The organism is Sphaerisporangium sp. NPDC005289, from assembly GCF_040607455.1.
GTDB classification, from domain to species: domain Bacteria; phylum Actinomycetota; class Actinomycetes; order Streptosporangiales; family Streptosporangiaceae; genus Sphaerisporangium; species Sphaerisporangium rhizosphaerae.
Map to the genome: position 1 here is coordinate 1 of NZ_JBEXGS010000042.1, position 14,818 is coordinate 14,818.

At 74.8% G+C, this 14,818-nt stretch carries 2 protein-coding genes; both read right to left on the reverse strand.

The window, feature by feature from the left end:
• Window positions 1-2,678: type I polyketide synthase (locus tag ABZT47_RS39260; RefSeq protein ID WP_354853556.1), on the reverse strand; the 2,678-nt coding region annotated here is incomplete at its 3' end.
• Between the two features lie 16 nt (window positions 2,679-2,694).
• Window positions 2,695-14,778 carry an SDR family NAD(P)-dependent oxidoreductase gene (locus tag ABZT47_RS39265; RefSeq protein WP_354853559.1) on the reverse strand — a complete coding sequence of 4,028 codons (12,084 nt, stop codon included), beginning with the start codon at window positions 14,776-14,778 and terminating at the stop codon, window positions 2,695-2,697.
• Window positions 14,779-14,818 lie beyond the last annotated feature (40 nt).

A 14,818-nucleotide genomic window follows, 5' to 3' on the forward strand; every position in this document is an offset into this window, starting at 1 on the left:
ACACCCGACACCACAGCCAGGGTCGGCGGATGGAACACCAGCGAGGCCGCCACCGCGGCGAACTCCTCCAGCATCGGCTCCATCAACGGCGAATGGAACGCATGCGACACCCGCAACGGCCGCGTCCGATACCCCTGCTGCCGCGCCCACTCCACGACCTGATCCACCTGGTCGGCAGCGCCGGAGACCACCACCGAGCCGGGTGCGTTGATCGCGGCCACGGCCACCTGGCCGTGGCCGGCCAGGACCGAGGCGATCTGCTCCTCGCCGCAGCCGATCGCCGCCATCGCACCACCAGACGGCAACCCCTGCATCAACCGCCCACGAGCAGCCACCAACCGGCACGCATCCGCCAGATCCAGAACACCGGCCACATGCGCCGCAGAGATCTCCCCCAGCGAATGCCCCGCCACATAGTCAGGCCGCACCCCAAGCGACTCCAACAGCCGGAACAACGCCGTCTCCACCACGAACAACCCGGCCTGAGCGAACACCGTCTGATCCAGCACCCCACCAGCAACAAACCCGCCAGCAGCAGAACCACCGCTAACACTGGTCTGACCGATCCCGCCGACCTGGCCGCTCACGCCCACCTGGCCGCTCTGGCCGGCCTCACTGATCCGGCCGGACCGGCCGATCTGGCCGGCCTCGCTAATCTGATCGTTCTTGCTGTTCGGGCTCACCTCGCCGTTCTGGCGGGTCTGGCTGGTGTGGCCGGTCTGGCTGGTGTGGCCGAGGATGATCTCTCGCAGGCTCGCACCACCGGCCAGGCCGGTCACCACGCCGGCAGCGTCGACGGAGGTGAGCTCGACCTCCAGCAGCGCGCAGGCCTCATCGAAAGCGCGGGCGAACACCGGGAAAGCCGCATACAACTCCCGGCCCATCCCCACCCGCTGAGCACCCTGACCGGAGAACACCACCGCCACCCGGCCCGGCCGCACCCGACCCACCACTGAGGACGGCTCCAACTCCCCGGCCGCCAGCGCCCGCAGCCGGGCCAGCAGACCCTCGCGGTCCGCCGGCGCGACCGGCACCACCACTCGATGCTCCAGGCCGGCCCTTCGGGTCAACCCGACGGCCACATCGAGCACATCGGCCTCGTCGTGCTCGGCCATGAACCCGGCCAGCCGACCGGCCTGCGCCCGCAGCGCCGCCTCGCTCTTGGCCGACACCACCACAGGCACCGACGGCGCCGGCGCGGCTGTGCCTTCCGTTCCAGCCGAAACGGGCGGCTTCTCCCCGGCCAACGATCCTTCGACGGCAGGCGCAGCGGCACCGACGGCCGACGGCTCCTCAAGGGGCGGCTCTTCCAGGATCACGTGCGCGTTGGTGCCGCTGAAGCCGAACGACGACACCCCCGCCCGGCGCGGCCGGCCCTCGACCCGCGGCCACCGCCGGGCCTCGGTCAGCAGCTCAACCGCGCCACCCGACCAGTCCACCTTCGACGACGGCGCGTCCACGTGCAACGTCTTGGGCAACAACCCATGCCGCATCGCCAGGACCATCTTGATCACACCGGCCACCCCGGCCGCCGCCTGAGTATGCCCAAGGTTGGACTTCACCGACCCCAGCCACAACGGCGACCGCCGTCCCCGGCCATAGGCGGCCAGCAACGCCTGCGCCTCGATCGGATCGCCCAGCGCCGTCCCTGTACCGTGCGCTTCGACCACATCCACATCCGCGGCCATCAACCCGGCGGCCGCCAGCGCCTGCAAGATCACCCGCTCCTGGGAGGGACCGTTGGGCGCCGTCAACCCGTTGGAGGCGCCGTCCTGGTTCACCGCCGAACCGCGCAACACCGCCAGCACCCGATGCCCACGACGACGCGCCTCCGACAGCCGCTCCACCACCAGCACGCCGACGCCCTCGCCCCAGGCGGTGCCGTCCGCGGCGTCGGCGAACGCCTTCACCCGTGCGTCCGGAGCCAGCCCCCGTTGCCGGGCGAACTCGGTGAACGTCTCCGGCGTGGCCATCACCGTGACCCCGCCGACCAGCGCCAGGTCACACTCCCCCGTACGCAGCGCCTGCGCCGCCAGGTGCAACGCCACCAACGAGGACGAGCACGCCGTGTCCACCGACACCGCCGGCCCCTCCAGGCCGAACGCGTACGCCACCCGTCCGGACACCACACTGCCGTGCGATCCGGTGCTGAGCAGGCCCTCGGCCTCGGGCACATCCCGGCCGTAGCCGATCGCGTAGTCCGGGGCCATCACTCCGACGTAGACCCCGGTGCGGCTGCGCCGCAGGCCGGACGGGTCGACGCCGGCGTGCTCCAGGGCCTCCCAGGAGGTCTCCAGGATGAGCCGTTGCTGCGGGTCGGTGGCGGTGGCCTCGCGCGGGCTCATCCCGAAGAAGTCGGCGTCGAACCGGCCGGAGCCCTCCAGGAACCCGCCGCGGTTCACGTAGCTGGTTCCGGGGCGGATCAGCTCCGGATCGTAGAGCGCGTCCAGATCCCAGCCCCGGTCGGTGGGGAAGCCGGAGATGCCTTCCCGCTCCGCGGCCACCAGGGTCCACAGCTCCTCCGGGGTGGTCACCCCGCCCGGGTAACGGCAGGCCATGCCGACGATCGCTATCGGTTCCCGGGCCCGCTCCGTCACATCGCGGAGCTGCCGCCGGGTTTCCTGGAGATCCGCGGTGGCCCTGCGCAGGTAGTCACGCAGCCGGTCGTCGCCAGACATGAGTCATCTCCCCCGTTCAGGGCGTCCCGTCCGGGCCGCCCAGTTCGCTGTCCAGCACCGCGAACAGTTCCTCGTCGGTCGCCGCGGCGAGATCCCGCGGCCGGTCGCGTGAAGCTCCGTTGCCGTCGGCACGGTGGTGCGCCTCCCGCCAGCGGCGTGCCAGCGCCTCCAGACGGGCCGCCACCGCCTCCACATCGGCCTGCCCGGGCGGAGTCTCGGCGAGCGGCTCGGCCATCGTGGCCTCCAGTCGTTCGAGTTCGTCGAGTACGGCGCGCGCCGGGTCGGCGTGCTCCGGGTCGAGTTCCTCGAGGAGGTACTGCACCAGTGCCTCCGGGTTGGGGTGGTCGAAGACCAGCGTGGCCGGCAGGCGCACCCCGGCGGCGTCGGCCAGCCGATTCCGCAGTTCCACCGCGGTCAGCGAGTCGAAGCCCAGCTCGGCGAAGGCCCGCTCCGCCGCGATCGCGTCCACGCCGGCGTGCCCGAGCACCGCGGCCACGTGCGAGCGGACCAGGTCGAGGAGGATGCGGCGCTGTTCGGCCGGGAGCAGCCCCGTCAGCCTCTCGGTCAGCGACTCCTCGGTCGCGGGCGTGTCGGCCGCGGCCCGCCGCCGCGCCGGCGCGGCCACCAGGCCACGCAGCATCGGCGGCACCGGGTGGCCGGACAGCGCGTCCGCGTCCAGGTCCGCGGCGAGCACCACCGGGGCGTCCCCGGAGATGGCGGCGTCGAAGCGGCGCAGTCCGGTCTCGGTGTCGAGTTCGCGCAGCCCGGTCGCGGCCAGCCGCGCCGAGTCACCGGTGCCCACGTGGGCGGTCATCGCGCTGCGTTCCGCCCACAGCCCCCAGGCCAGCGAGTGCGCGGGCAGGCCGAGATGGCGCCGGTGCTGGGCGAGCGCGTCCAGGAAGGCGTTGCCGGCGGCATAGTTGCCCTGCCCTGGCGAGCCGAGCAGCCCGGCGGCCGAGGAGAACATGACGAACAGGGCGAGGTCGTACTCTCGGGTCAGGTCGTGGAGGTGCCAGGCGCTGTCGGCCTTGGGACGCAGCACGGCGGCGAGCCGATCCGGGGTGAGCGAGGCGATCGTGGCGTCGTCGAGGACGCCGGCCGCGTGCACCACCCCGGTCAGCGGATGCGCCGCCGGGATGCCGTCGAGCAGCGCGGCGAGGGCGTCCCGGTCGGCCACGTCGCAGGACTCGACCCGTGTCGAGGCGCCCAGCTCGGCCAGCTCGTCGCGGAGCTCGGCGGCGCCGGGTGCGTCGGCGCCGCGGCGGGTGACCAGCAGCAGGTGCCGCGCGCCGTATCGGGTCACCAGGTGGCGGGCGACGTGCCCGGCGAGGACGCCGGTGCCGCCGGTGATCAGGACGGTGCCGTCCGGGTCGAGCTCCCGTGGCACGGTCAGCGCGAGCTTGCCGACATGGCGTGCCTGCTGGAGGTGCCGGAAGGCGTCCTTGGCGCGCCGGGCGTCCCAGATGGTGACGGGGGCCGGTCGCAGCACGTCGTGTCGGTACAGCCGCAGCACCTCGGCGAGGATCTCCTGGACACGCTCCGGGGTGCCCGCCGGGTGCTCGGTGCGCGACTGGGCCACCATGTCGTAGGCCCGGTAGACGACCCCCGGGTGGGTGTCGGCCACCTCTTCCGCCCGCCGGATGTCGGTCTTGCCCATCTCCAGGAAGTGGCCGCCGCGGGGCAGCAGCTCCAGCGAGGCGTCGACGAACTCCCTGGCCAGCGAGTTGAGCACCACGTCCATCCCCGCGCCGCCGGTGGCGGCCAGGAACTTCTCCCGGAAGCCGAGGTCTCTGGAGGAGGCGAGGTGGGCCTCGTCCAGGCCGAGCGCGCGCAGCACCGGCCACTTGGCGGGCGACGCGGTCGCGTAGACCTCCGCGCCCAGGTGCCGGGCGAGCTGGATCGCGGCGATGCCGACTCCGCCCGCGCCCGCGTGCACCAGCACCCGATCCCCCGGGGCCACGCCGGCCAGGTCGACCAGGCCGTAGTAGGCGGTGAGGTTGACGATCGGCAGCACCGCGGCCGCGGCGAACGACCAGTCGTCGGTGATCGGGACGAGCAGCCGCCGGTCGGTGATGGCCACGGTGCCGGCGCCGCCGTCGACCAGGCCGGTCACCCGGTCGCCCGGCCGCAGGTCGGTGACGGCGGAACCGACCTCCAGCACCACCCCGGCGGCCTCGCCGATCAGGCCGTCGTCCTCCTCGGTGATCATGTCGAGGGCGACCACCAGATCGTGGAAGTTGATCCCGGCGACGCGGGGCGCCAGCCGTACCTCGGTGGGCGCCAGCGGGCGGGTCGCCTCAGGCGCCGGCAGCAGCGCGAGGTTGGACAGCGTGCCCTTGCCGGTGGTGGCCAGCCGCCACGGCCCGGCAGGGGGGACGAGCGCGTCGGCGTCCCGCGCCAGCCGCGGCGCGTGCACCGTGCCGGCGCGCAGGGCCAGCTCCGATTCGCCCGCTTCGATCGCCGCCCGCACCGCCGCCCACGGCGGGTCCTGCTCATCGGTGTCGAGCAGGACGAACCGGTCGGGATGTTCCGCCTGCGCGGCACGCACCAGGCCGGCGGCCGCCGCGTATGCCGGATCGGCGTCCTCTCCTGGGAGGACCGCCGCCGCGCGTCGCACCACCACGGCCAGTCGGGCGCCGTCCGGCCGGTCGCCGGACAGCCATCCGCGCAGCGCGGCCAGGGTGGCCCCGGTGGCCGCGTGAGCGGCGGCGGCCGGGTCCTCGCCACCGTCGCGGGGGACGTGGAACACCTCGAGGCCCGGGATCGCGGTCCCGGCGGACTCCTGCCCGTGCGGGGCGGCGAGGTGCGCCGTCGCCGCACCGTTGGCCGACCCCGCACCGTTGGTCGATCCCGCACCGTTGGTCGATCCCGCACCATTGGCCGACCCGGCGCCGTTCGCCGATCCGGCGCCGTTCGCCGATCCGGCGCCGTTGACGAGCGGCTCGGCCATCGGGGCCGGGACCGCCGGCGGGGACACCGGGGGCAGCGGCGTCCAGGTGAGCCGCGGTGGCAGAACGTTCGCCGCCGCCGCGTGAGCCAGCTCGCCATCGGTCACCGGGCGCACCACCAGGGCCTCCACCGAGGCCATCGGGATCCCTCCGGGGTCGGCCAGCTCGATGGTGAAGCGGTCCGTCGTCCCCGGGCCCGATCCGTTCCGTCCGTGGTCGAGCCCGTCGGCACCGGGCCGGTCGACGACGCCGCGCAGCCGTACCCGTGCCGCGGTGGCGCCCGTGGAGCGCAGCCGGACGCCGCGCCAGGTGAACGGCAGCCGGGGCGCGCCGGAGGCATCCCCGTCGAGGAGCCCGGCGGTGTGCAGCGCGGCGTCCAGCAGCGCCGGGTGAATCCCGAACCGGTCCGCCTCGCCGGCGACCGGCTCGGCCAGAGCGACCTCGGCGAAGATCTCGTCGCCGCGGCGCCAGGCACAGCGCAGTCCGCGGAACGCCGGCCCGTAACCGTACCCGCCGGCGGCCATGGTCTCGTACAGCTCCCCGATGTCCAGCTGCCGCGCGTCCGCCGGCGGCCAGGCCACGGCGGGCGGCTGCGGGGCGGGCGGCTCCGCGTCGGCTGCCACCGTCAGGGTGCCGGTGGCGTGCCGGGTCCACGCGGGGGTCGCCGCGACGCCGGCCGTGTCCGCCGACACCGGCGCGGCGGACACCGAGATCCGCCGGTGGCCGTCCTCGGCGGCGCCGACCACCACGCGCACCCGGGTCGCGCCGTCGTCGGGCAGCACCAGGGGGCGTTCCAGGATCAGCTCCTCCAGCATGTCGCAGCCGGCCCTGTCGGCGGCGTGCAACGCCATCTCCACCAGCGCGGCGCCGGGCACCACGATCCGGCCGGCGACCCGGTGGTCGGCGAGCCACGGCTGACCCGCGATGGACAGCCGGCCGAAGAAGACCAGCCCGTCACCGTCCGGCTCGTCCAGCACCGCGGCGAGCAGCGGATGGTCGGCGGAGTCCAGGCCGGCGGCGCTCAGGCCGGCCGTTCCACCCGGGGTGGCCGGCTTCCAGTACCTGTCGTGCTGGAAGGGGTAGGCGGGCAGTTCCACGCGCCGCCGCGCGATCGGCAGGACCTTCGGCCAGTCCACCGGCACTCCGCGCAGCCACGCCTCGGCCAGCGCCGTGGTGAACCGGCCGCCCTCGTCGCGGCGCAGCGTGCCCAGCGCGGCCACGTCCACGCCGTCCGCGGCGGCGGTCTCCTCGATCGCCGGAGTGAGCATCGGATGGGGGCTCATCTCCAGGAACAGCCGACGGCCCCGGGCCAGCAGCGCCCGGGTGGTCTCCGCGAACCGCACGGTCCGCCGCAGGTTCGTGTACCAGTACTCGGCGTCGAGCCCGGCGGTGTCCACCTCGGCCGCGGTCACGGTGGAGTAGAAGGGCACCTGGGCGGTCCGCGGGCGCAGCGCAGCGAGTTCGCGCAGCAGCGGTTCGCGCAGCACTTCCACCTGCGTGCCGTGCGAGGCGTAGTCCACGGCCAGCCGCTTGACGCGGGTGCCCTCCGTCCGCAGCCGGGCCTCCAGCGCGTCCAGCGCCGCGGCGTCGCCGGCCAGCACCACCGAGCCTGGCCCGTTCACCACGGCCACCGACACCGCGTCGCCGTACCCGGCGAGCACCTCGGTCATCCGTTCGGCGGGCAGCGCCACCGACATCATGCCGCTGCTTCGGCCGGACAGGCGCTCGGCCACCGCGCGGGCGCGCGTCACCACGACCCGCGCCCCGTCGGCCAGGGACAGCGCCCCGGCCACACAGGCGGCGGCGATCTCTCCCTGCGAGTGGCCGACCACCGCGGCCGGCTCGACCCCGGCCGCGCGCCAGGTCTCCGCCAACGCCACCATGACCGCCCAGAGAACCGGCTGGACCACGTCGACCCGGTCGAGCATCCGGGCGTCGCGCAGCGCCTCGCGCACCCGCCAGTCCACCAGCGCCTCGATCTCCGCGGCGCAGCGCTCCAGGGCCGCGGCGAACGCGGGCGAGGAGTCCAGCAGCTCGATCGCCATGCCGGGCCACTGACCGCCCTGCCCGGGGAAGACGAACACCGGCTGGTCGGCGCCGTCGTGCACGAGACCTCGGACGAGCTCGGCGGCCTGTTCGCCTGCGGCCAGCGCGCGCAGCCCGGCCACCGCGGCATCCCGGGTCTCGCCCAGTACGGCCGCGCGCCGCGGCAGGCCGGCCCGCAGGGTCAGCTCCGCGGCCACATCCAGCAGATCGGCCTCGTCGTGCTCGGTCATGAACCCGGCCAGCCGGCCGGCCTGTGCCCGCAGCCCACCTTCGCTCTTGGCCGACACCAGCATCGGGAGCACCGGAAGCGCGGCGGTGTCCTCACCGGCCACGATCTCCGCCGACGGCACGACCGTGCCGGCGGGGACGTTCGACGGCTCCTCAGCGGGCGGCTCTTCCAGGATCACGTGCGCGTTGGTGCCGGAGATGCCGAACGAGGACACCCCCGCCCGGCGCGGCCGGTCCGCAGCGCGCGGCCAGGGCTGAGGTTCGGTCAGCAGCTCCACCGCCCCGCCCGACCAGTCCACCTTCGACGAGGGCGCATCCACATGCAACGTCTTGGGCAACAACCCATGCCGCATCGCCAGGATCATCTTGATCACACCGGCCACCCCGGCCGCCGCCTGAGTATGCCCAAGGTTGGACTTCACCGACCCCAGCCACAACGGCGACCGCCGACCCTGACCATAGGCCGCCAGCAACGCCTGGGCTTCGATCGGGTCGCCCAGTGCGGTGCCGGTGCCGTGTCCTTCGACCACGTCCACCTGCGCCGGACCGATCCCCGCCGACGCCAGCGCCTGAGCGATCACCCGCTCCTGAGAGGGACCGTTGGGGGCGGTCAACCCATTGGAGGCGCCGTCCTGGTTGACCGCGCTGCCACGCAGCACCGCCAGCACCCGATGCCCACGACGGCGAGCGTCTGACAGCCGCTCCACCACCAGCACCCCGACACCCTCGCCCCAGCCGACCCCATCGGCCGCCTCGGCGAACGCCTTACACCGGCCATCGGCGGCCAGACCCCGCTGCCGCGAGAACTCCACGAACGCCCCCGGGGTGGCCATCACCGTCACACCTCCGGCCAGCGCCAGATCACACTCCCCGCTCCGCAACGCCTGCGCCGCCAGGTGCAACGCCACCAACGAGGACGAGCAGGCGGTGTCCACGGAGAGCGCGGGGCCGCGCAGGCCAAGGGTGTAGGAGACGCGCCCGGAGACCGTGGCGCCACCGGCGCCGGCGGGCACGTAGTCGTGGTACATCACCCCCGCGAACACCCCGGCACTGCTCTCCCGCAACGACGTCGGGTCGATCCCGGCCCGCTCCAGCGCGTCCCAGGACACCTCCAGGAACTGCCGCTCCTGCGGATCCATCTCCGCCGCCTCACGCGGACTGATCCCGAAGAAGTCCGGGTCGAAGTCGGCGGCGCCGTAGAGGAAGGCGGCCTGCCTCGCGTACGAGGTCCCCTCGTGCCCGGGCTCCGGGTGGAACAGCGACCCGAGGTCCCAGCCGCGGTCGGCGGGGAACTCGCCCACCGCGTCCCCGCCCTCGGTCACCAGCCGCCAGAGGTCCTCCGGGGAGTCCACGCCGCCCGGGTACCGGCAGGCGAGGCCCACGATCGCGATGGGGTCGGCCTCGGTGGAGGGCGCCGTCCGGGCCGCGGGCGCCGGCTCGGGCTTCGCTCCGGACCGGTCCGCCAGGAAGGCCGCCAGCGCGGTCACCGTCGGGTGGTCGAAGACCAGCGTCGCCGGGAGCGCCACGCCGACCCGCCGGCCCAGCCGGTTCCGCAGTTCCACTCCGGACAGCGAGTCGAAGCCCAGCTCCTGGAAGGCCCGGTCCACCGGCACCGAGTCGGCCGCGCCGTACCCCAGCACGCCGGCGGCCTCCGCGCGGACCACGCCCAGCAGCAGCTCCCGCCGCTCCGCCGGGGCCAGTCGGTCCAGCCGGTCGGTGAGCGAGCCCGGGCCGGCCGCGGCGGCACGGGCCGACCGGCGGCCGGCCAGCGCGCGCAGCACCGCGGGCGGCTCGATGTCCCGGCCGCGCAGCGCGGCGAGATCCAGCCGGCAGGCCACTGGCGCGGGGTGCCCCGCGGCCAGCGCCGCGTCGAACAGGTCCAGCCCCTCCGCGGCGGTGAGCGGTCGCATTCCGGAGGCGGCCAGACGGGCGGTCTGACGGCCGTCCAGCCGGCCGGCCATGCCGCGTTCCGTCTCCCACGCCCCCCAGGCCACCGACATCGCCGGGAGCCCGGCGACGGCCCGCCGTACGGCGAGCGCGTCCAGCGCGGCGTTGGCCGCCGCGTAGTTGCCCTGTCCGGCGGCGTCCATCAGCCCGGTCGTCGAGGAGAACAGCACGAACGCCCGCAGGTCGCGGTCGCGGGTCAGCTCGTGCAGGTGCCATGCGCCGTCCACCTTGGGCCGCAGCACCGCCGTCACGCGCTCCTCGTCGAGCGCCGGGATGGTGCCGTCGGCCAGTACTCCGGCCGCGTGCACCACGGCGGCGAGGGGACGCTGGGGCGGGACCTCGTCCAGGAGCGCGGCGAGCGCGGCGCGGTCGGCCACGTCGCAGGCGGCCACCGTCACCTCGGCGCCCAGCCCGGTCAGCTCCTCGCGCAGCTCGGCCGCGCCAGGTGCGTCGAGGCCGCGGCGACCGGTCAGCAGCAGGTACCGCACCCCGTGCTCGGTGACCAGGTGCCGGGCCAGCAGGGCGCCCAGGCCACCGGTCCCTCCGGTGATCAGCGTGGTGCCCTCGGCCGGCCATGCCACACCGGCGTGATCCTCGGTTCGCGCGTCGGGGCGGCCGGCGTCCGGCGCCGCCCCGCCGGCGGGGTTCCCGGCGTCGAGGCGGGTCAGCCGGGGCACCCAGAGCCGGCCGGCGCGAACGGCGGCCTCGGGCTCTCCGGCGCGCAACGCGGCCGCGGCGGCCTCGTCGATCACAGCGCGGTCCGGGTCCAGCTCGGGGTCCAGGTCGACCAGGACGATCCGTCCCTGGCTCTCCTCCCTGGCGGCCCGGGCCAGCCCCCAGATCGCCGCCTGCGCCACGTCCGGCGCCGCGCCGCCGATCGCGACCGCGCCTCTGGTCGCGATCACAAGGGTGTCCTCGGCGGAGGGCTCGGCGGCCAGCCAGCGCCGCACGCGCTCCAACGTGGCCACCACGCCGTGCCGTACCCGCTCCGGCGGGGATGCGGCCGAGGTGTCATCCCCGGCCGCGGTGTCGTCCAGGGTGGCGCTGTCATCCCAGGCGGCCACGTGCACCTCGGCCGCCGCGATGGCGTCCCGCGCGGCCGGCCCCTGCGCCGTGCCGCCGTCCGGCGCGGCGTCGTCCTGCGCGGCCAGCGGCCGCCACTCCACCGCGTAGAGCGGGCGCGTCGCCGCCCCGCCGCCCGGGAGGCCGGCGGCGAGCGGGCGGGACTCGAGCGATGTCACCGTGGCCAGAGGCCGGCCCGTCGCGTCGGCCAGGTCCAGCCGTACGGCTCCCGCTCCGGCGGTGTCGTCGGGGCGCAGGCGTACCCGTGCCGCGGCGGCGCCGGTGGCGTGCAGCTCGACCCCGCGCCAGGCGAACGGAACCACCGGCCGCCCGTGCTCGTGCCCGGCCTCGTCGGCCGGTCGGTCCCCGGTCGTCTCCGCGTCCACTTCGGGCAGCAGGCCCACCCGCAGCGCGGCATCCAGCAGCGCGGGGTGCGCGCCGTATCCGGTGGAGTCCACGCCCTCCGGCAGCGCGATCTCGGCGTAGAACTCCTCGCCGCGGCGCCAGGCGGCGCGCAGCGCGCGGAACGCCGGGCCGTACTCATAGCCGCGTTCGGCCAGCCGGTCGTCGAACCCGTCGACGTCCACGGGTTTCGCGTCCGGGGGCGGCCACGCGGTGAGGCCGGCGCCGTCGGCCGTGGCGGGGGCCAGGGTGCCCTGGGCGTGCCGGATCCAGCCTTCCCCGGCCGTCGAGTGGATCTCCACGGCGCGGCGGCCCTGATCGTCCGACGCCCCCACGGCGACCTGGACGGCTATGCCGCCCGCGTCGCCTTCCCGGGTCCCCGCGGCGGGGATGACCAGCGGGGTTTCCAGGATGAGCTCGTCCAGCCGACCACAGTCCACCTCGTCGCCGGCGCGGATCGCCAGCTCCACGAACCCGGTCCCGGGAAAGATCACGGTGCCGTTCATCGTGTGGTCGGCCAGCCAGGGCTGGGTACGCGGGGACAGCTGCCCGGTGAGGGTGACGGCGCCGTCCGGGTGGGTCACCGCGGCGGCGAGCAGCGGGTGCTCGACAGGCGCCTGACCGGCCGCCGACACGTCCCCCGCCCGGTGCGCCTCCAGCCAGAACCGGCGCCGCTGGAACGGGTAGGTGGGCAGGGCGACGGGACGGGGCGGGGTCTCACGGTCGGCGAACCAGGCGGCCCAGTCCACGGTCACGCCGCCGGCCCAGGCCGCGCCGAGTGCGGCGCCGAAGTGCGCCACCTCGTCGCGGTCGCGGCGCAGCAGCGGCACCGCCGGGCTCGTGTGGCCGCCGTCGGCGAGGATCTCCTCGACCATGGGGGCGAGCTGTGCGTCCGGGCCGACCTCCAGGAAGCGGGTGACCCCGCGTCGCCGCATGGCCTGCACGCCGTCGGCGAAGCGGACCGGCCGGCGGACGTGCTCGACCCAGTACCCGGGCTCGGTGACCTCTTCGCCGGCCAGGTCACCCGACAGGTTGGACACCAGCGGCAGTTCTGGGCGCCGCAGCGTCAAACCGGCCACCACCTGCTCGAACTCGGCCAGCATCGGCTCCATCAACGGCGAATGGAACGCGTGCGACACCCGCAACGGCCGGGTCCGGTGCCCCTGGTTCCGCGCCCACTCCACGACCTGATCCACCTGGTCGGCAGCGCCGGAGACCACCACCGAGCCGGGTGCGTTGATCGCGGCCACGGCCACCTGGCCGTGGCCGGCCAGGACCGAGGCGATCTGCTCCTCGCCGCAGCCGATCGCCGCCATCGCACCACCGGACGGCAACCCCTGCATCAACCGGCCACGAGCAGCCACCAACCGACACGCATCCGCCAAATCCAGAACACCGGCCACATGCGCCGCAGAGATCTCCCCCAGCGAATGCCCAGCCACAAAATCAGGCCGCACCCCGAACGACTCCAGCAGCCGGAACAACGCCGTCTCTACAGCGAACAACCCGGCCTGAGCGAACACCGTCTGGTTCAGGGCGGCGGCCGTCTCGTCGGCCTGGGATGCGGGCGCCAGCACCTCACGCAGGCCGAGCTTGGGCGACCCGCCGGAGACACCGGCCAGCTCGGCCGTCAAGAGGTCGGCCGCCTCGTCGAAGGCCCGCGCGAAGACCCCGAAGCGCGCGTACAGGCCGCGGCCCATGCCGAGCCGTTGCGCGCCCTGTCCGGAGAACACCAGGCCCAGCCGTCCGGTATGGGCCGCCTCGACGGCCACATCTGGCGGCGGCTCGCCCGCGGCCAGGCCGCGCAGCGCGGCGAGCAGGCCGTCCCGGTCGCCGGCCACCAGTGCGGCCCGATGCGCCAGCGCCGCCCGGCGGGTCAGCGCCCACGCCACGTCCGCCATCTCGGCGTCGGCGCCCTCGGCGAGGAACCCGGCCAGCCGGTCGGCCTGCGCGCGCAACGCCGCCTCGGACTTGGCCGACACGACCACCGGCATCACCGGGGACTCCACGGGAGGCGCGGCCGTGCGGTCAGGGGATGAGGACTCCGCCGGGACGGCCTCGTCCGGCGCCTCCTCCAGGATGACGTGCGCGTTGGTGCCGCTGACCCCGAACGCGGAGACACCGGCGCGGCGCGGGTGGCCGTTCCTCGTCCAGGGCCGGGACTCGGTCAGCAGTTCCACGGCGCCGGCGGACCAGTCCACCTCCCCGCTCGGCGCATCCACGTGCAGCGTCTTCGGGAGCGTGCGGTGCTGCATGGCCAGCACCATCTTGATGACCCCGGCGGCGCCGGACGCCGCTTGGGCGTGGCCGATGTTCGACTTGACCGACCCGAGCAACACCGGCCGGTCGCGGTCCTGCCCGTAGGAGGCCAGCAGCGCCTGCGCCTCGATCGGGTCGCCCAGCCCGGTCCCGGATCCGTGCCCCTCCACGACGTCGACGTCCGATCGCGACAGCCCCGCCGCGGCCAGCGCGGCGGCGATCACTCGCTCCTGGGACGGACCGTTCGGCGCGGTCAGGCCGCTGCTGGCGCCGTCCTGGTTCACGGCGGAGCCGCGGATCACGGCCAGCACGGGGTGCCCGTGCCGCTGGGCGTCGGAGAGCCGTTCCAGCAGCAGCAGGCCGACCCCTTCTCCCCAGCCGACCCCGTCCGCGGCCGCGGCGAACGACTTGCAGCGGCCGTCCGGGGAGAGCACGCCCTGCCGGCCGGAGTCGACGAACAGCTCCGTGGTGGACAGCACGGTGGCGCCGCCGGCCAGCGCCAGCTCGCACTCGCCGCCGCGCAGCGCCTGCGCCGCCAGGTGCAGCGCCACCAGCGACGACGAACACGCGGTGTCCACGGTGACCGCGGGCCCCTCGAAGCCGTACAGGTAGGAGATGCGCCCGGACGCCACGCTGCGGTGGCTGCCGTGCGCGATGAATCCCTGCACGCCGCGGGGGATCCGGTCGCTCCGCGAGCCGTAGTCGCCGTACATCACTCCGACGAACACCCCGGTACGGCTGCCGCGCAGCGCCGTCGGGTCGATCCCCGCGCGCTCCACCGCCTCCCAGGTGGTCTCCAGCAGCAGCCGCTGCTGCGGGTCCATGGCGGTGGCCTCGTTGGGGCCGATGCCGAAGAACTCCGGCTCGAAGTCGGCCACATCGCGCAGGAAGCCGCCCTCGCGGGCATAGGTCTTGCCTGGTTTGCCGCGCTCCGGGTCGTAGATCGCGTCGATGTCCCAGCCGCGGTCGGCGGGCATGGGCGTGACCGCGTCCACCTCGTCGGTGACCAACCGCCACAGGTCCTCGGGCGCGGTCACCCCTCCGGGGTACCGGCAGGCCATGCCGACGATCGCGATCGGCGCCCCGCCGTCCGGGCCGACGCCCAGATCGCGCAGGCGATCCTCGGCGACGCGCAACCGCCGCCGGGATTCCCGCAGATCCGCCGTCGCTCTTTTCAGGTAATTGACAAGCTTCTCTTCGTTGTCCATTACCAACCTAGGATTAATAGGAGCGCTGAGCTCGCCAGGC

Coding starts and splice junctions, on each gene's coding strand:
- ABZT47_RS39265 (WP_354853559.1), bottom strand. CDS start 14,778: ATGGACAACGAAGAGAAGCTTGTCAATTACCTGAAAAGAGCGACGGCG.